Below are 19,213 nucleotides of genomic sequence, written 5' to 3'. Positions count from 1 at the left end.
CTAAAGCCCAGAGACGCTATTGCGAGATAAGTAAGCAGGGTTGTAGTATTTATCTGCCAAGGCTTGTTCCCTTACCTCGCGGTACTCAATCACAGTTTTCTTACTTGGTTGAATCTTATCGAGTAGGGTCATCGACACCACACTTGGCAAGCCATCTCGCACGCCTTCAGTAAACCACGCTTGCTTAGCTAACTTACCTGAACGCAGATACAGATCCGCTTTGACTGGAAATGCTCGGTCTGCCGTTAACCACAGATCGATGGATTGATAACTCGCGCCCTTAGTTTTTGCCGTGAGTTTTAAGTGGTAGGTATCAAGCTGCTCACCACTTGGCATCTCAACCGATTGTTCAGCAACCCACTCGCCTTGGTAGTCTTCGCTCCAAGTCAGCGTTGAGATATCACCAACCGAAGCTTCACCAAGCAATTTTTGCATCGGGGTGATACGAATTGGACGGCGCGATTTCGGCATCAGTAACCAATAGTTGTCTTCTATCATCAGCATCTTTTGACCCGCCTCGACCGCCGACTTGAACACAACCAGCGACTCTCGGTTTGGTCTTGTGTAGACGTTGTATTCACGGGTTTTGTCTAGTTGCTCGTCTTGATATAGCGCGACCAGAGATACCACTTTTGATGCCTGTTCGCTGTTCAAACGGTAGCTGTCTGCCTTAGCAATCATCTCGGTAACTTGCTGTGAATCGATAGCCCAACTTGGTGCCGATGCTAGAGCCAAAACCAACGCACAACCTAAAACAGTGAGTGAACGAGTAAATTTATACATAAACTAGCGCCTCCGTGATTGGTTTATTTACGCCTTTGCGAGCAGAGAAATACGCAGCCAGCAAACAGATCGTCAGCACACCCAAAGTGGCGTAACCAACCAATTCCAATGAGAAGTAAATATTGAGTGGGTAACCTTCGGTTCTTCCCGGAGGTGGTGGCATTTGCACATCAACCACCAGCAATAACACCGACACTAAACCGCTCACTAGTGCGCCTATCGCACTGCCAATCACCGCCAGTAAGCCCGCCTCTTTTAGAAAACCCGCCACGATTTCAGAAGGGTAACTGCCGAGTGCCGATAAAGTGCCAATTTCACGAGTTCGCTCCGTCACTGACATGGTCATGGTATTGAACAAAGATACGAACACCACCAATGCCATGACTGCGCCCATGATGCCGAAGATACGGTCGTAAAGGTCTTTAACCTTGGTGTAGAAAAACGCGCGATCTTGCCATGGGGTAATCTCAATGCCTGAGCCTTGATGACCAGCTTGCTTATCCAAAGCCAATTGGATGCGTTGTTGAACCGTCGAAGTCTTGTTAGTTTCAAAAAGAAATACCGACAAGGTGCTGACTTTATCTGACGCCAAAAGCTCTTGTGCGGTGGTGATGTGTACGTACAACTGGCGTTTATCCAGCTCAGGTACGCCAGTCGAGTAAATGCCCTGCACCTTAAAATCAAAGGCATTCAATGCACCGTCACTGGTGGTAGCAAGCAATGTGACCCAATCACCAACGGCCACTTTGAGGTTACGAGCAAGGTCGGTTCCGAGCATCACCTGTGGCTCTTGGCTGTCGTATCTTGGTGATTTCACATCCGAGAGGGTTTGACCGCTGCGCACATCAAGGAAAGGTCCTTTCATGTCAAACTCTCGCTCATTAACGCCGGTTCCCATGAAGATGGTCGACTTGCTACCGTTAGACACCAAACCGCTAAAGTAAACTCTTGGCTGCACCCCACGTACATCGCTGACGCCAATAATGCTCTTGGTGAGCGCTTGAACATTATCTAAACCATTGCTCAGCGGCATATCTTCGTCTTGTTCAAAGTAACCCGGCGTGCTCAAAGTAAGGTGCCCCGTATCGCGCGCGGTTGATTCTCTCAAAGATTCGTAGGTGTAAAGTCCATAACCGCCCGCACTAGTCAGCGCAAACACGGCAATCGCGATGATCAACACCGAAAGCAGACTACGTCGGCCATTTCTCAATAGATTGAGCCACGCCAAACGCACCGAGGTTGGAATCAAAACGGAGCTAAAGCCTTGCGTTAACTTGCCCATGAGATCACCTCCATTGCTTCGGCTTGTGACGTTAGTTGCCCATCGATAAGTTCAATCACTCGGTCACAGCGCTGCGCCATTCTTGGGTCATGCGTTGCGACGATAAAGGTAGTGCCCATCTCATGACCGAGCTCTTTCATAATGTCGATCACAAGGTTGGCTGTGTGGCTATCTAAGCTGGCGGTCGGCTCATCAGCAATCATTAAGCTTGGTTTGTGGATCAGTGCTCTGGCTATCGCGACACGTTGCTGCTGACCGCCTGAAAGGTTGTCTGGTCGGTGATGGATGTAATCCCCTAACCCAACACGCTCTAACATATCTTGCGCTTTGGCCTGCTGTTCTTGCTTCGCGCATTGGTTCAACATCAATGGGTAAGCAACGTTCTCAAGCGCAGTCATCACAGGAACCAGATTGAAGCGCTGAAACACAAAACCCAGCGACTGACGACGGAAACGCGCAGCAGCAATCTGCTCTGTTGGATACGCTTTGCCATCAATAGTTATCTCACCTCGATAGTCCATATCCAACAAACCTAGGATGTTCAGCAGTGTGCTTTTTCCCGATCCCGACGGGCCGCACAGTGCCACCATTTCACCGCGTTTAATCTGACCATCGACTCCCTTGAGTGCGTCTACACTTTGTCCACCCGTGAGATACGACTTGCTGATTCCTTTAAATTCAATCATCCCGTTTTCCTCTGATTACTAACCAACTGTTTAGCTTCAATGCCCTTTATTTCGCTTTCGTAACTATTACTTGGCTTTCGCTATTAGGGCCTTCGCAGTCATCGTTTCGATGTTGTCGGCATCGGCTATTTCCATCTGTTTTAACCACGCTTGTGCTTGCGTTAGGTCTTCAGCACGAATCGATGCGGTAATTGCGTAACGATAAATCCATGAGGTTGCAGAGAAGTGCTGTTGTTGAAATTCATCTTCCGCGAGTAGCGAGAGGAACAGGTCGTAGCCGCGATCAAAGTGGTTAAACATGTCAGGTAGAGAGGTGTAGGTCACCGCGGCCATTGCACGAGTTAGGTAAGAATCTGGTAACCCTTGAACACGAGGTTGTTCATGAATCGGTTGGTCTTCGTCTTTAAGCAGCACCAATGATTTATCTATGGTCGATAAGCCCTTTTCGACATACTTCATTTTGTTCCAAGGTAAGAACGCATCACGCCCCATTAAGGTTTCTGTGCTGCCTAGATAAACCAAAGTCAGTGGCGTCGCACCGTCTTGTTGCAGCGTATCGTTGAGGCGCTCATACGCCACCTCGACTAAGTCTTCATTGCCTTGCGCGGCTTGGTTGTAAATATCCAGCACGTCTGAACTTGGGTTAGCTAGTGCCATCGTTGGAGCGATTGAAGCTAACCCAATTAAAAGTGAACGACGAAACAGAGCAGTAAATGAGTTTGAAGTGTGTGAAGCAGTCATGATGTGTAATCCCTTTCAAATGTTGACGTTGAAAGGTTAACCACAAACTGTCACGCCGTTTTATCAATGCGACGAATGGCAATAATGCGGAGTGAATGGTTGAGTGAAGGCGTGAATGGGGAACAAAAACATCTAAATCTTATACGGCAACCTATCAGCAGTATCCTGCAGCCTTCCCAATAATGGAAAAGTCATTTGCTTTTTCCCCCTCTAATCAAAATTTCGTCTCATCCATATACTTCTGTCGACTTCACGAACTAATGAACCACCTTCGATAAGGTGTTGGGAAAGAGATATGAGCAAACAAAGAACATTACTTCACACCTTAACGGCTAGACCAACCTCCGACGGGGCTGGCGTTAAGATTCAAAGAATCTCAGGGTTCAACATTAAAAAATTCTCGCCGTTTTTAATGATTGATGAACTGCAATCAGAAGAGAACCAAGACTATGTGGGCGGCTTCCCACCACATCCTCACCGCGGCATTGAAACCTTCTCCTACATGTTGAAAGGCCACTTCCAACACCAAGACAGCCTAGGTAATTCCGGTGAGCTACGTAGTGGTGGTGCTCAATGGATGGCATCAGGAAAAGGGATCATCCACAGCGAAATGCCAATGATGGATGAAGGCCAACTGCACGGTTTTCAAATCTGGATAAACCAACCATCACACGAGAAAACATCTCGAGCTCGCTACGCTGACTTTCAACCTGAAATGGTCACAGAACTTGAATTACCAGAACTAGGTACGGCACGAATCCTAGCGGGAAAAAGCATTATCAATGGTGTACCGGTAGACAGTGCGCTGGATAAAACAGGCGTCCCAGTCAACATCATTGACTGGCGAGCGAGTGACAATCAGCAGCTTGAAGCCTTACTGGACAAGTCGTTCAACGCGATGATTTATGTTTATCAAGGTTCAATTGAAATCAGTGGAAAAACCATCTCAGAAGGGCAGCTCGGCTTTTTGAGCCAAGGGGACAGCGTCAGCGTAAGCGCATTGCAAGACTCAGGCGCTTTACTGCTGGCAGGCCAGCCAATTGATGAGCCAGTCGTACACTACGGGCCTTTCGTTATGAACTCCATGGATGAAATAAACCAAGCAATCAATGACTACAACCAAGGTCTCTTTGAAACCTATGCGTAGGCAATAGCCTCAAATAAGCCTTATCTGACAATCGGTTACTAACTCGATTTAGATAACCGATGTCATTGACCAATGTTCCATAAAGCCAGCTATTTTTGCTGGCTTTTATTTCAGAGCCCGTTATGAAACCTTTTATTCCATTACTTTTGGCGCTTATCTTTCCTCTCATCGCCAATGCGACACAAGAGCGTTCCCAGTTAAGTAACCAAACACGTCAAACCATTGCTGTGGTACTTGCCGGTGGTGGAGCTAAAGGAGCGGCTCACGTTGGTGTGTTAAAGCGTCTTGAAGAGCTGCGTATTCCTGTCGACTATATTACGGGGACCAGCATCGGTGCTTATGTTGGCGGGCTGTACGCTACCGGGCTTTCAGCAAGCGATATTGAAAACATCCTGACGACTCAAGATTGGAATCAAGGATATACAGATCGTATAAGTCGAAGTGACCGTTCCATCCGTTCAAAGTCAAAAGGCGACCGCTATCAAGTCCATACTGATCTTGGTATTCACAGCACTTCGATTCAAGCGTCTAATGGCATGCTGCAAGGCCAAAGCATGCTTAAGCTGCTGCGCCAAACTACAGGTAATATCACCAAGCTAGAATCTTTCGATGAACTAGCCATTCCTTACCGAGCAGTCGCGACAAACATCAACACCATGGAAGCGGACGTTTTAGATAGCGGGTACCTGCCAGATGCGATGATGGCAAGCATGTCGATCCCAGCTTTACTGCCTCCGTTCGAAATCAATGGCCAAAAATACGTTGATGGTGGCGTCACCAATAACATGCCAATTGTCGCAGCCAAAAGGATGGGAGCCGACATCATTATTGCAATCGATGTTAGCAGCAATTATTCAGATCAGGCCGATATCCATGGCATGGCCGACATGCTCAATCAGCTCTCGATCCACATGGTAAAACGCAGCACTGACAACCAAATAAACACGCTAACGGTTAGAGATATCTACCTTAAGCCGGACGTAGGTCACATAGAGACCACAGACTTTTCGGCCATGCCTTTCGCTCTCGAGAAAGGTTACCAATCAACGGCTAGAGTGTTGGATAAATTAATAGCCTTGTCAGTGTCTGATGAGGAGTATCAGAAATATCAAAATGATAAACGTCAACGTAGAGAACAACTCTTCGAAATCGATACCTTTTTCATCCATGAAATTGAGATACAAAATCGCAGTCATTACGCTCTCGACACGCTCTACCACCAGCTTGGTTTGTCGCAAGGAAAAGTGTATTCGGCGCAAGATGTCGAAGCGGCAGTTGACAGCCTATACTCCCTAGATAATTTCGAGTTGGTCACGTACCAAATTGAGCGAAATGAAGGGAAAACCAAGCTGCACGTCAATGTCAAAGAGAAATCGTGGGGCCCCAATTACTTAGATTTTCGCATCCACATTGAGGAAGATTTCAATGCAAATAGTATCTACTCTATTGGTGCTGTAACCCATTTTACTAGCATCAATAAAGAGGGTGGTGAAGCTTGGTTGGGGGTTGATTTGGGTACAAGTAAACGAGTCGATGCTGAATACCTCCAACCTTTAACCTTAGCGAATAAGCTGACGTGGGGAGCGGGCCTTCATTACTTCTCAGACACAGGTAATATCCTATTTTCCCCTGATGAGAAGTCGGTAAATCAAGGAAGCAATGACTTTATCCCTTACGACAAGAAGTCGTTCATTACCGAATTTGAACTGACCTTCAATGCCGCACTCTGGCATGAGGTTAGTGTCGGTTATAGCTTTGAATCTGGTGATACGTCTATTACGCCAATGCCTTCATTAGGTGAGGTTGATTACCAACGACATGGTGTATATGGCCGCTATCAATTTGATACTTTAGATGACTTAACGTTTCCTCGTTCTGGTTTTTTAGCCAAAGTAGACATCCACCAATACAAGGATGACTACCAAGTTTCAGGAGCGCAATCGGAGCAACCAAACACCCGAGAGCTCGATTCAACCATCCGAATCGTAGAGAGCTTTGGCCGTCACACCTTAGATACAAAACTAGAGTATGCACTCATCGATACCGACGACGATGCTATTGCCGTTACTCCGGTTCGCCTTGGCGGTTTCCTTAACTTGTCGGGGCTACCCCGTGACAGCTTAGCGGGAAAAGAAAAAGTCTACTCAAGTTTAAGCTATCGATATCAATGGTTTGAGAACGACTTTGGACTCTTTCAGTCACCCGTTTACTTGGGCGCAAGTATTGAAAAAGGAGGAGTATGGCAAGACACAAGCCTGAAAGTGCAAGATGTAGATTTGTATAAAAGTGGCGCTGCCTTTGTTGGTGTGGATTCTCCAATAGGCACTATCGTGCTCTCATACAGCCGCGTCAATTCTGGAAACGACGCCTTGTACTTCATTATTGGAACCCCTTTTCCATGATCTCAATGAAGCAGGTGTGGAAATGAACAAGCCCTCAAAGAAGCAACTCTTTGAGGGCTTGTTATAAAAGAATCGAATGCGTTAATCCGACGTCGAGGCTGTTTTAAAATTGAATTTAAAGAATATAAACGCCGCTAAGTTTAAAGAAGCTAGCGCTAGAAACGCCAACGTATAGTCTCCATAAATCTGATGAGACATATCAACCGTCAAGTGAGCAAAATAGCTTCCCATCGCAGCGGCAAAACTGGTCGCTCCCCAGTTTAACCCATAATATTTTAGTCCAAATTTATTCGCCACCAGAGCGGGTAGTAAACCAAAGGCTCCTCCGAAGGAGTAACCTGCAATCACGACTCCGACCGTAAACATGACAAGCGATTGATGGCTAAGAAATAGCAAAAGGTTAATCGCTTGAATCAAAAGTAAGGTGAGTATGGTTGCTGACTCCCCAATTTTCTCTACCGCAAAGCCACTCGATATTCTGCCGAAGAAGTTCGAGACAGCGAACAAAGACGTGAGATAAAAAAGGTTAGATATCGGCGTGAACGAATGGGCAATATTGATGACATTACCAATAAACATGAAAGCCGTCGCCATAATCGCAACTTTAGCTACCCAAATGGCATAGTAAGAGCGTGTTTGCAGAGTCTTTAACAAGGGACTATCCGATTCAGTCGCCTTAATCACAGCAGTATGAACTCGTCTCGCATTGGCTGTTAGCTTCCAAGCAATAGGAAAAGTTACAACAAATGTAATAACACCAAGCAACTCTAAAGAGTGATAGAACCCGAAGTTCGCAAACAATAGGTTCAATAACGGTGCGAAAATTAAAGGGCTAAGCGCGAACCCCGAGACAATCACTCCGCTCGCTTTCGACCTTTTTATCGGCTTAGTTGAGAGCAAAACCGTAGGAATGATGCTGGAAAGACATAAACTGCTACCCACGCCAGAAATCAAACTAAACGATATCATCAACTCAGAACTCGTTAATGTGAAGCTGGATAAAAACAGCCCTAAAGAGAACAAAGCGACGCCAGAACAGAGCGTTAACCTGGCCCCGTATCTGTCTCGCAAGCCACCAGAAACAATAAAGAGCACCGACGTTAATGATGCATGAGCAGCAAAAGGTGCATTTGCCTCAGCAATCGTCCAGCCAAGCTGACTCGTAAGCTGATGAGAAATCACACTCCACGCATAAACGACTCCAATAAACAAATTGATGACAAAGCCATATACGACCAATCTACTCGGCATTAAACATCCTCAGAATAATTACAATCTTTCAGTTGGTAAGTCACCCTTAGCAAGGGCAGTATCAAGGCATATCTACGGTTCTGTACCAATCGGTTGTCTTTTTGTTCTCAATACTTTTAAGGAAGTAATCAATAAAAGTTCTCGTGATACTTGAGAGCAACCTGCGACTTGGATAAACCAATTTGAACGTTATGTTATTCCCGTCTTCAGGCTTAAAAAGCTCAATTAATTGCCCATTTTCCAATTCAGTTCGGCACATTGTTGGTGGGATATTTGCGATACCCATATTTTGCAAAGCAAAGTACTTCACTAATCGAATATTATTAGCTTTAAACTTGGGAGTAATAGGATAAGCAACACCACCGAATGTCCAAGATACCTCTTGGTTTACGTTACCGATCGATAAACAGCTATGATCGACGAGCTCATCAGGGTGCGTTGGAGTACCATGACGGTTTAGATACTCTTGAGTTGCCACCAACACACGATCTGCATTACCTATTTCTCTCACCACATAATTAGGGTTACTTACAGGGGCAGTGACTACCGCCGCGTCAACACCGTCAGCGACGAAATCAACAGATCCAAGGTAATTGCGAACTTCGATATTGATGTTGGGGTATTGCTCTTGAAAGCCTCTTAAAATTGGCCACAAGGGCTCAAAATTCGTCACTATCGACAGGCGTAACGTCCCTTCCAAGTTTTGTTGGTTTTTATCTAGAGCGAGAAGCCCGGCCTCAGCCTCTGCGATGCTTCTCTCCGCAAACTCATAAAATACTTCACCAGGTTCGGTGAGCCTCAAGTGGCGGGTCGAGCGTTCAAGCAGCCGTAACTCCATCGACTCTTCCAATTCACTCACTTTACGGCTCACTGTCGATACAGGCATTTTTAACGCTTTGGCTGCTCCAGAGAAACTTCCTTGACTCACCACAGCCACATAAATTTTCGCAGCATTGTAGTCCATACCGTTACTTACCCCGCTTTCCAATATTGTGAATTCTCGTCTTGGGTAAATGCGACTGAGTATTCAATAAACGCACGTACAACACGAGAAAGATGCTTCCTACTTGGGTAAACCAAATGAACGTCTACTTTTGGAGGAGCAAACTCTGACAGTACAGGAACAAATTGACCAGACTCTATTTCTTGTTGGCAGAAATAAGGTGGGAGCTGTGCTATACCCAAATCTTGGCTAACGAGATAGCGTAAAAGCCTAAATTCGTTTGCTGTTAGATACGGCTGAAAGTAAGTTCTCTTCCCATTTAGTGTCCAGTATGCATCTGCATCAGGATTTTCCCTCGCAAGGCATTGAAATTTCGCTAGATCATCAAGACTAGTTGGCTGTCCATGCGTTTCGATATAGCGTTTTGATGCAACTAACAGTGGTGTGATTGCCGCGACTTTTCTACTGATTACTGAAGGGTTGTTGCTTGCTTGGTATTGAATAACCACATCAATATGGTCAGCGATAGGATCAACTTCTCGTGTCATAGCCAAAGTTTGAAGCTTAACTTTTGGATGGGCTACTACAAACTCACCTAGAGCCTGCCAAGCTACTTCAAAGTTCGGAGGTAACGCAATGCGCAAAGTACCTTCAACCTGATCTTGCCTCTCCTCAAGTGCCATGAGTCCTGCTTCCATTTCCTCGACAGAACGTAGCGCGTATTGGAAGAGCGTTTCTCCCGATTCAGTCAGCCTAAGATTACGGGTTGAGCGCTCCAACAACTTTTGGCCTAGCGACTCTTCCAGTTCACTGACTTTTCGACTGACAGTAGACACAGGCATATGAAGCGACTTAGCTGCACCAGAAAAGCTGCCTTGATTCACCACCTCGGTAAAAACTTTTAAACTGTTTAAGTCCACTACTTTTCCTATAATTATTGGTAATCAATTAAATAATAGACTTACTTTCCCAATTTTAAAGGCAATACAAAGCAAAAAGTGCCCTAATATTTTAGGGCACTTTTGAATGGCTTAGTCACAACAATAACTAGAACTTAAAGTCGACAGATGCTGACAGTTGTTGAGTAGAATCTAATGACTCACCGCCCGCTTGATTGTCCTGATCAAGGTAGCGATATGCGAGCTCTAGTGACCATGCATCATCGAACTCATAAACCGCGCCCATTTGCCCACCCCATACTGACTCACTTTCGTGGCTATGGCCCAGCTTGCTATCAGAAATACCCGCAGAGGCACCTGCGAACAGTTTTACGTTCGAATAAACGGGATACAGATAGTCGTATGACGCTAGGTAGTTATTTTGCTCAAGCTCATCTGAATATTGGTAAGACAGCATCAAGCGGTGATTCTCTTCAAGGGTCACACCCGCACGCAGCTGAATGGCGCCGCTCAGATCATTATCACTGTCTACTCGATCGATGTTCATTCCCGTACCCATACCGAGGAACGGTTCGACATCGATTGATGCACTCGCAAGCGTTGGTGCTAATGACGTTGCAATGATCAAAGAAATAAGAGTTAGTTGGTTTTTCATGTTTAATTACCTAAATAAGTCGTTGTTTGTGAGCTTTACGCTCCAGAAATGTAGGTCTGCTCTTATGAGCAAAATCCTTAAAATTGATACAGCATGCCCATAGAGGCAGTAGCGATATGCGCATCGTAAAAGTCGATATTTGAGTTCTCGTTTGCATAGGCCAAAGACGTAACGAATGATGTGTCTTCCCAACCAAATGGCTTGGCATAAGACACCACAAGTGATGCTGCGCTGATGTTGTTGTCGCCCACTTCATCCATACCCCAAATCGGGCTTATTTCGTCATATTCACTATGGCTGTAGGCAAGCTGCCCAACTAAGCTAAAACGTCCTTTTAAATAGAGGTAAGACAATGAAGCTCCGTACCTATCGTGAGCTATTGCACTGCCATCTTTATCTGCTCGCTCAACCACAAACTCAGGTTCGATATGATGAGCACTTGAAAATGAGTGTGAATAACTCACTTTTGCCGTTCGCGTGATGCCAGTTCGCTTCAATAGGTTCTGCTCGTCAGCTTCAATCAAATTGGATTCAACAAGCGACTGACCTGACTTTTCATCCTCAACATCGACATCTTTCAGAGAGAATTCAATATTCACCCCACTCTTAAAAATGTCATCCAAGCCGAACTGAACGCCTTGCATGTCTCGGTCTGCTTCCGTTGTACTTTCTACATTGAAAGGGTCTTCATATACATGTGTTGGGAGTACACCTGACGTGATATAAGCGACACGCGCGATACCATTGCCATTAAGGTCTTTACGCACACCAAACTTGGTCGCGAGGTCGTAACGCAGCACATCTTCAAGCTCATTACCGACATAAATTTGGAGGCCTTGATCTGCAAAGGTGTAATTGAGCTCACCAGTTAAGACGCCTGAGACGCCATTCTCTGAAGAGGGCTCTTCGTTTAATCCGTTCGTCGATTCGTGGTCGACATGGGTAAGAGAGTTACCCGCAACAATGTTGCTAGAAAAATTGGTGAAGGTTCCACCCACTAATACAAAGCCGTTGAAGCCTGATTCTTTCGGAATCGTGTTAAAAGAAGCGGCATGCGTTGCAGCAGAAGTCATACACGTCGCAATCAACAATGCACGAGTCAGTTTTGTCATTTTCATCTTTAGAAATTTCACAACGTTTCGCCCACTGACTCAGTAATCATTAAGTGCAGCGCGCATAAGAGTTTAAGAAGTTGCCAACCAATGTGATTGGCATTTGAGTTAGCGTGATGTGCTAAACAATTTTCAGGACATCTTCGATGCTTAAACGTGGTTTTTGTGGCCAGTTATCTTCGCCTTCGAAGCCGATCGGAATTAGCATGGCTGGAACGGCAGTGTCTGGAAGCTGAAACTCCTTCTTAACCGCATCAGGGTCAAAACCAATCATTGGACAAGACACCATGCCCATCTCTTCTGCTGCCAGCATCATGGTCATCGCCCCTAAAGAAGCTGAACGAATGGCTTCATCACGCTGGAGTGTTGGGTTATTGGCGTACATATTGGTGACAGCACCAATCCAGCCTTCAACCATTTCAGGGGAAAGTACTTCGTTTTGCTGAGAGGCTTCTAGTGAGCGAGCAATCAGGTTTTGAGGCTCTAAAAGGCCAGAAACAATGAATGTCACAGCCGCGTCTTCGACTTTTTGCTGCCCATAAGCCAAGCCTTTCAACTTCTCTTTTTGCTTTGCTGAGTGAACCGCAACAAAATGCCAATTCTGAACATTAAAAGCAGTCGGTGCTTTCGTCGCGTGCTGAACTAGCTTGTCGATGGTCTCTTGGTTGATGCCCTGTAGCGGATCAAAGTTACTAATAGAACGACGAGCATTGATAGCCTCTAAAGTGGATGGTTTGCGTTTAAAAAACATGGAATGTCTCCCGGTTGTTATTCAAGCCTCTGGGGCCGTAAGTGATTTCGGGAGCAAGTTTATGGATAAACTTTGGACTTGATTAGAGGGTGTTTTTTGAAATGACTTTTCCAAATTTAGAAAAGTGCATATTCCTAAATATGGAAAAATCTTTCCTAATCTCAGCTCTAAATCTCATCATGGTTTTCCTTTCTAATAGCGCTCTTCATTCAAAGAGGAAAAATAAAGATGGGAAAACTAATTGAAGGAAAATGGTTCGACATTGGCTATGAAACCAAAGCAAATGGCGGCCGTTTTATACGAGAAGACGCGGGCTTTCGAGACTGGATCAAAGATGATGCCAGCCACCGCTTTCAACCAGAGTCCGGGCGCTACCACCTGTACGTGTCTTATGCCTGTCCTTGGGCACATCGCACTTTGATCTTTCTGAAACTAAAGGGATTAGAAGAGCATATTAGCGTGACTGTCGTGACGCCCGATATGTTGTCTGAAGGTTGGACAATGTGTAAACCAGAGCCCAATTACGGCTATACACACCTGCATCAAATTTATACGCACGCTAAAAAAGACTACACAGGTCGTGTCACCGTTCCTGTACTTTGGGATAAAAAAACACACACGATAGTGAGTAATGAGTCTTCAGAAATCATTCGCATGTTCAACTGCGAATTCAATAAGTTAACTGGCAACACTGACGACTACTTCCCAGAGAGCTTACGCAGCGAAATTGAATACTGGAATAACTTTATCTATCCAAACATCAATAATGGTGTCTATCGTTGCGGTCTAGCCACGACTCAACCCGCCTATGAAGAAGCTTATGACAACCTATTCGACTCACTGGACAAAATCGAATCACATTTGAGTCGAAATCGTTACTTGCTTGGCAATCAATTAACGGAAGCAGACTGGCGACTTTTCGTTACTCTAGTTCGTTTTGATGCTGTTTACGTTGGTCACTTTAAATGCAATAAACAGCGCATTGCGGATTACCCTAATCTGCAAAACTATCTGAAAGAGCTTTATCAGTACCCTGGTGTTGATGAAGTGACAAACTTCTTTCACATCAAACGGCACTATTATTTTAGCCACACCATGATCAACCCAAGTCAGATTATTCCAGCAGGCCCAGAGTTAGATCTCTGGAGCCCACACAACCGAGATAAATCACTTAAATAAAAGATGATTATTGCCTAAGCCCTGTCGATTTGTTCGATGGGGCTTTTTTTGTATTTCAATTCGATGGATGAAAAGTACTCGCCACGATTATTCCATTTTTAGGAAAGTATTTTCGAATTTAACCGTCTAATCAAACATCACAGCTTGCGGTTTAATGCACCCCGTTCGACGAATTACCGACATTTTCGGTAAAGCACTTTCAAATAAAAATTGAATCGAGGTTCACATGAAAAAGACACCATTAGCAGCATCAACTATCAGCATTCTTGGTAAAGGCCTACTACTTGGCGCAATGGCGCTAGGGGCAACAGCTGCTCAAGCTGAATATGTAAAAATCAGCCCAGAGCTGACTATGCACTATGAAACGGCAGGTCACGGCGACAAAACCATCGTCTTTACTCCTGGCTGGTTAATGTCAGCAAACGCATTTGAAAAGCAATTAGCGCATTTTGAAGGCTCTGATGAGTACACAGCAATTGCTTACTCTCCACGTAGCCAAGGCCTTTCAACAAAGACTATGGAAGGTAACACCTACATGCAGCACGGTCGTGATTTAGCGGCATTCATGGAAAAACTAGACCTTAAAGACGTAACACTGGTGGGCTGGTCATATGGTGTCGCAGAGACTCTGTCTTATGTGAATCAATTCGGCGACGACAATCTAAACGGCCTAATGCTTATCGATGCGTCTCCAAAAATCGCAAGCGAAAGCTACGCAGACTTTACCTGGTACCTGCGTGATGACTCTGATGGTCGTTCAAACTGGTCTACAACCACAATCCTTGAAGACAAGAGTGGCCTTATCGATGTGTTCGTACCGTGGATGTTAGAAGACACTGAAAACAAAGAAGCAGTGAAATTCTGGAAAGATATGGCGCACCAAACTTCAGCGTCAGCAGGTGCAACCCTTAACGCAACAGGTTTCTACCTAGATTACACAGCCGATGCACAGCAGTTCGATGCCGAAAAACCAATGTCTTGGGTCATTCGTGATGAATGGAAACCAGTAGCAGAAAAATGGATTGAGAAGAACACACCAAACGCTTCTGCATCTTACTTTGGTAAGCACGCGATGTTCTGGGAACGCCCTGAACAGTTCAACGAAGTTTTAGAAGAGTTCTTAGAAGAAGTCGAATCTAAGTAATCCCGTATTTCAATAAACGGATGGCCCTTTTGCCATCCGTTTTTTTATGTCGAAAACAGTAATACAGAGAAAAATTATGATTGAAATAAGAAAGTCGCAAGACCGTGGGGTTAACGATTGGGGTTGGTTATATAGCCGAAATACGTTCTCTGTGGGTAACTACTATGATCCTCAGCATATGGGCTTTTCTTCATTACGAGTGCTCAATGATGATGTTGTTGCTCCAGGGAAAGGGTTTGCTACCCATTCTCACAAAAACATGGAAATCATTAGTTTGGTGTTGGAAGGGGTTATCGAACACAAAGACAATCAAGGGAACGTGAAGCGCTTAGTCGAGGGCGAATATCAGCTGATGTCAGCGGGTAAGGGGATTTCGCATGGTGAGTATAATGGACTTGAATCTAGCCCTTTGCGCTTCATGCAAATATGGATTGAGCCTAACCAGTCAGGAGGTAAACCATCTTATCAGCAGCAAGCGTTTAGCAGTGATTCTGGGCTTACGCCGATCGTGACTCCAACAGGAGAAAATCGCACCTTAAAGATTAAGCAAGATGCCACTATGTATCAGCTAATCCTTGAGCCAAACGAAAGTATCACCGTACCCTTATCTAAAGAGCGTCACGGGTTTATTCATTTAATCTCTGGCACTATGCAAGTAAATAATATTCAGGTTAATGAAGGTGACGGAGTGAAAATAAGCTCCGAAACAAACTTATCAATCAATAATAATGGTCATCAAAGAGTCATGGCTCTGTTTTTCGACTTACCATAATAATAAAACCAGGGTGTTCATACCCTGGTTTTTTATATTCCTAAATTTAGGAATAACATTCCCAATAAAACCGTCTAATAACATAAGAGTATTTATTATCTAATATACCTGAAAGCACGGAAAAGTATCATTTTAGTGCTACGTATTAATTCAGGAGATAGAAGTGAAATTTAACTCAATAACCAAAGCATTCGTAACCACGGCTTTAATTGCAACGGCTTTTACTGCCGCAGCTCATACGAATGAAGATAACACACCCCATTCTCACGGCTATGAGAACTCTATCCATTTACCTCATGATCATACTGTCCTTCATGATTTTACCGATGTTTCAATTAAGAACATTGATCACTCATTGGAGCACGTGAGAGGTAATTTGTACCGACACACATCAGGCAATGGCCTCGCTGTTCATTCTGGCTTTGTATTAGACACTGAAGAAGGCGTGGTAGTGATTGACCCAGCAATGACTGCTACGGCCAAGTGGCTAAACGAAGAGATACAACAGCGCTTTGGCAAGAAAGTGGCCTATGTAATCTACACTCACGCACATGCCGACCACATACTCGGAACCAATGTGTTTAAAGAAGATGGAGCAACGATTGTCGCTAACAAGCGAGCTATTGAGCCGATCATCGGTGAGAAGCTCGATGTACCACTTCCTGACATTGTTTTTGATGATGATATGACACTCAACGTCGGTGGCGAGGAAATCTACTTAAAACGTGTAGCACCTAGCCACTCAGATAGCCTTACTTTGGTTTATTTCCCAAAATACAAAGCGATGCAGTGTACAGATATCTGTCAGGCGCAAACTATGCCCTACTCAGACTTCCTTGATTTCTACTACACGGGTTGGATTGACACTCTAGACTGGGTGATTGAGCAAGACGTTGAAGTTATGGATGTTGGTCACTACTGGCTATCAAACAAAGAAAATCAAATCGCTCTGCGTGAGTATTTAGTGGACCTACACCAACAAGTCCTCGATCTAAACCGTCAAGGTATGACATGGGATCAGCTATGGAGAAACGTTAAGTTCAGTGACGAAGTAAAATCTTGGACTGGCTACGACGTTATGGCATTCCGAAATATTGTAGGCATGCAACGCTGGGTAGAGAATCATCGCCGAGGAAACTGGTAATATCACATCGATAGCGAGTAATAAGAAAGCAGAGCACAATAACCAAGTACTCTGCTTTTTTATTTCAGCCAGTATTATTTATAAAGACACACTCGAAAATAAATAGCGAAATAGAAATTTAATAAACATAAAATAAAACCCCAAGATAAGCATCTTGGGGTTTTATTTTTCTTCCACTTAGATATTAAATAAACAACCTAAAACCAAGAGTAAACATAATATCTGTCGAGTTATCCATATTACCTATATTTTCCGTCATCGATAACTCTACCGCTCCAATCTCGACAAAGTTGTATCGATACCCTAATGTCACTTCTTGTGAAGGTTTTGAGAATGCACTGTTATCATCAAGAGCACCTTGAAAGATATAATATTCAGAGATGAAGTGATGATGTTCAGACAACGCATAAACATACCCTAAGCCAAGTTCCGCGGTGACATTTACAATATCAATCGACTCTAAATCCGAGGCATCACTACGCTTAATGACGCCGAAAGTTGAGTGAAAGCTGTGTTTGTTGACCAACTTGCTGTAGTTAAGCTGAAAGCCATATTCAAAAGCGTCTGAGCGAAAGGAGTCCTCATCTGGCTGGTCGAAGTAAACAAGACCCGACATAGATAAAGCATCCGTTTCTGATTGATACCAGTGGTATTGAAGTTCCATCTTTAGAGCACTCACCAAGTTTTCATCTTCGAAGTCATCTAACTGAACACCATAGTATTGGCTTGAAACATGAAAACCATCTTCTTCAACCTCATCACGACCGTTTTGGCCAACTCCAAACAAATCATGGAAATCCATAACAAAAGAGTCCAAACCATTGTCGTTTGCCCACGTATATTGGTATTCAATTCCAGTCGTGAACTTCTCTCCCGTAGCGAGTTTCATTCCAACCGTCATGTTGCTCTGATAGTAATCTAGGGAGTACTTATCACTCTGCGCCCAAATACTCGAGGCTGAGTTAGTAAAATAGAACTCAGATTGCTGCTCTTTAAAGGCAGATTCTAGTTGTGTAGAAAGTCTAGTCGATTGAAAAGGGGAAGACGCAGCAGTGCGTAAAGGTTTAGCGATATCACTTGCTGCATGAAGCGTCAGTGGCAAAGAAAGTAAAGCAGTGGCTATCGGAAGAAGTCTTGTATTCATGGCTCATCTCGGTATGTGAACAGGTGCTTTATCTCCCTATAAAAAACCTTAAGTGGATCGATTAAGTCTGTAAAAACCACCTTGAAGATCTACTTACGTGGCCTTTGAGATGAGAAATTATATTGATTGGTCAAAAAATGATTAGACGCCGGAAAAGCAAATAACTTTTCCATGGTTGGGAAGGTGTAACTGGTAGGATGCTGACTGGCAGTGATTAAGCTCATAAACAAAAATAGCCACTGATTAGCGGCTATTTTTAGTTATCTAAACGAAGCTTCTATTACTTCTATCTTTCTACTTCTTTGTCTCTTCAACCACAGCTTTCATCAATACTGAAGTATCCATGCGGCCTTCACCTTGTGCAGAAAGAGCCTTGTATGCGTTGTTAGTCTTTTCCGTCAATGGAAGTTGAATGCCTTGGCGCTCAGCTTCATCTAGGCAGAAACCTAAGTCTTTGATCATCCAGTCAATGGCAAAGCCGAAGTCGAACTTGTCTTGCGCCATTGTCGTAGCACGATTTTCCATCTGCCACGAACCAGCAGCGCCGTTTTTAAGGCAATCAACCAGAGTTGGGATATCCAAGCCTGATTTTTCAGCAAGCACTAAGCCTTCAGATAAGCCATTCAACACACCAGCAATGCAGATCTGGTTAACCATTTTCGCACGTTGGCCTTGACCGACTTTCCCCATCAGAACCGACGATTTACCGTAAGCTTCGAACACAGGTTGAAGGTCGTTAAATAGCTCTTGTTCACCACCACACATGATCGTTAACACGCCGTTTTCTGCACCCGCTTGGCCACCAGACACTGGTGCATCCATAAAGCGAATACCCGCTTCTTTCGCTGCGACTTCAAGTTCTTCAGCAAGGATTGCAGACGTTGTAGTGTGATCAACAAGAATCGCGTTTGACTTCATAGCGGCCAATGCACCTGTTTCGCTGATTGTCATGCTGCGTACGTCATCATCGTTACCCACACATACCAGCACAACATCGGCTTCTGCCACACACTCAGCAACGCTCTCAGCGGCTTTACCTTGGTGCTTTTCAGCCCAGTCCAATGCTTTGCTGTGAGTACGATTAAATACCGTTACCTCGAAACCGGCTTTGACTAGGTGTCCTGCCATTGGGAAACCCATAACGCCTAACCCGATAAAACTTACTTTCATTTCTTTCT

Annotated in this window: 18 protein-coding genes; 6 read left to right on the top strand and 12 right to left on the bottom strand. The window is 44.5% G+C overall.

The window, feature by feature from the left end; all coding sequences use genetic code 11:
• The 4 genes from L0991_19415 to L0991_19400 all read right to left on the bottom strand — a co-directional run bounded on the left by L0991_19415 (window position 1) and on the right by L0991_19400 (window position 3,492).
• Window positions 1-783 (bottom strand): outer membrane lipoprotein-sorting protein, encoded by a 783-nt coding sequence (locus tag L0991_19415; protein ID XGB64199.1) that lies wholly within the window; start codon window positions 781-783, stop codon window positions 1-3.
• Window positions 776-2,065 (bottom strand): ABC transporter permease, encoded by a 1,290-nt coding sequence (locus L0991_19410; protein XGB64198.1) that lies wholly within the window; start codon window positions 2,063-2,065, stop codon window positions 776-778. Before L0991_19410 ends, L0991_19415 begins: the two co-directional genes overlap by 8 nt.
• Window positions 2,053-2,751, bottom strand: a complete 699-nt coding sequence (locus L0991_19405) for an ABC transporter ATP-binding protein (protein ID XGB64197.1) — start codon at window positions 2,749-2,751, stop codon at window positions 2,053-2,055. Before L0991_19405 ends, L0991_19410 begins: the two co-directional genes overlap by 13 nt.
• A 66-nt stretch (window positions 2,752-2,817) precedes the next feature.
• Window positions 2,818-3,492 (bottom strand): hypothetical protein, encoded by a 675-nt coding sequence (locus tag L0991_19400; GenBank protein ID XGB64196.1) that lies wholly within the window; start codon window positions 3,490-3,492, stop codon window positions 2,818-2,820.
• A 295-nt stretch (window positions 3,493-3,787) separates the two neighbouring features.
• Between L0991_19400 and L0991_19395 the strand changes: the two genes are divergently transcribed.
• Together L0991_19395 and L0991_19390 are read left to right on the top strand one after the other, a co-directional pair.
• A complete protein-coding gene (locus L0991_19395) occupies window positions 3,788-4,639 on the top strand; it encodes a pirin family protein (protein XGB64195.1) in 852 nt (283 codons plus the stop codon).
• 122 nt (window positions 4,640-4,761) lie between these two features.
• The gene (locus L0991_19390) at window positions 4,762-7,041 is read left to right on the top strand and encodes a patatin-like phospholipase family protein (GenBank protein XGB64194.1); all 2,280 of its coding nucleotides are present in this window, start codon (window positions 4,762-4,764) and stop codon (window positions 7,039-7,041) included.
• 81 nt (window positions 7,042-7,122) lie between these two features.
• On the opposite strand, the gene L0991_19385 is transcribed toward L0991_19390, so the two are convergent.
• The 6 genes from L0991_19385 to L0991_19360 all read right to left on the bottom strand — a co-directional run bounded on the left by L0991_19385 (window position 7,123) and on the right by L0991_19360 (window position 12,652).
• Entirely contained in the window at window positions 7,123-8,292 is a 1,170-nt protein-coding gene (locus L0991_19385; protein ID XGB64193.1) for an MFS transporter, read from the bottom strand.
• Between the two features lie 61 nt (window positions 8,293-8,353).
• Complete coding sequence (locus tag L0991_19380; protein ID XGB64192.1) at window positions 8,354-9,256, bottom strand: LysR substrate-binding domain-containing protein; 903 nt, start codon at window positions 9,254-9,256, stop codon at window positions 8,354-8,356.
• Between the two features lie 8 nt (window positions 9,257-9,264).
• Window positions 9,265-10,155, bottom strand: a complete 891-nt coding sequence (locus L0991_19375; GenBank protein XGB64191.1) for a LysR family transcriptional regulator — start codon at window positions 10,153-10,155, stop codon at window positions 9,265-9,267.
• Between the two features lie 127 nt (window positions 10,156-10,282).
• The gene (locus L0991_19370; protein XGB64190.1) at window positions 10,283-10,789 is read right to left on the bottom strand and encodes a porin family protein; all 507 of its coding nucleotides are present in this window, start codon (window positions 10,787-10,789) and stop codon (window positions 10,283-10,285) included.
• Between the two features lie 77 nt (window positions 10,790-10,866).
• Entirely contained in the window at window positions 10,867-11,901 is a 1,035-nt protein-coding gene (locus tag L0991_19365) for a DUF2860 domain-containing protein (GenBank protein XGB64189.1), read from the bottom strand.
• 121 nt (window positions 11,902-12,022) lie between these two features.
• On the bottom strand, window positions 12,023-12,652 hold the full coding sequence (locus L0991_19360; protein XGB64188.1) for a nitroreductase family protein: 630 nt from the start codon (window positions 12,650-12,652) through the stop codon (window positions 12,023-12,025).
• A 228-nt stretch (window positions 12,653-12,880) separates the two neighbouring features.
• Here L0991_19360 and L0991_19355 point away from each other — a divergent pair, with 228 nt between their 5' ends.
• From L0991_19355 to L0991_19340, 4 genes are all read left to right on the top strand, one after another.
• Window positions 12,881-13,831, top strand: a complete 951-nt coding sequence (locus L0991_19355) for a glutathione S-transferase family protein (GenBank protein XGB64187.1) — start codon at window positions 12,881-12,883, stop codon at window positions 13,829-13,831.
• A gap of 226 nt (window positions 13,832-14,057) precedes the next feature.
• Window positions 14,058-14,975: an alpha/beta hydrolase gene (locus L0991_19350; protein ID XGB64186.1), complete on the top strand. Its 918-nt coding sequence runs from the start codon at window positions 14,058-14,060 to the stop codon at window positions 14,973-14,975.
• 76 nt (window positions 14,976-15,051) lie between these two features.
• Entirely contained in the window at window positions 15,052-15,747 is a 696-nt protein-coding gene (locus tag L0991_19345; GenBank protein ID XGB64185.1) for a pirin family protein, read from the top strand.
• A gap of 163 nt (window positions 15,748-15,910) precedes the next feature.
• Window positions 15,911-16,891: an MBL fold metallo-hydrolase gene (locus L0991_19340; GenBank protein ID XGB64184.1), complete on the top strand. Its 981-nt coding sequence runs from the start codon at window positions 15,911-15,913 to the stop codon at window positions 16,889-16,891.
• A gap of 184 nt (window positions 16,892-17,075) precedes the next feature.
• Here L0991_19340 and L0991_19335 read toward each other — a convergent pair whose 3' ends face one another.
• Both L0991_19335 and L0991_19330 read right to left on the bottom strand, forming a co-directional pair.
• Entirely contained in the window at window positions 17,076-18,035 is a 960-nt protein-coding gene (locus L0991_19335) for a DUF3187 family protein (GenBank protein ID XGB64183.1), read from the bottom strand.
• Between the two features lie 294 nt (window positions 18,036-18,329).
• On the bottom strand, window positions 18,330-19,205 hold the full coding sequence (locus tag L0991_19330; GenBank protein XGB64182.1) for an NAD(P)-dependent oxidoreductase: 876 nt from the start codon (window positions 19,203-19,205) through the stop codon (window positions 18,330-18,332).
• Window positions 19,206-19,213 lie beyond the last annotated feature (8 nt).

Origin of the sequence: Vibrio chagasii (assembly GCA_041879415.1) — a bacterium.
Taxonomy (GTDB): domain Bacteria; phylum Pseudomonadota; class Gammaproteobacteria; order Enterobacterales; family Vibrionaceae; genus Vibrio.
The sequence above is the reverse complement of the archived record's forward strand: the minus strand, read 5'-3'. Positions and strand labels throughout refer to the sequence as shown.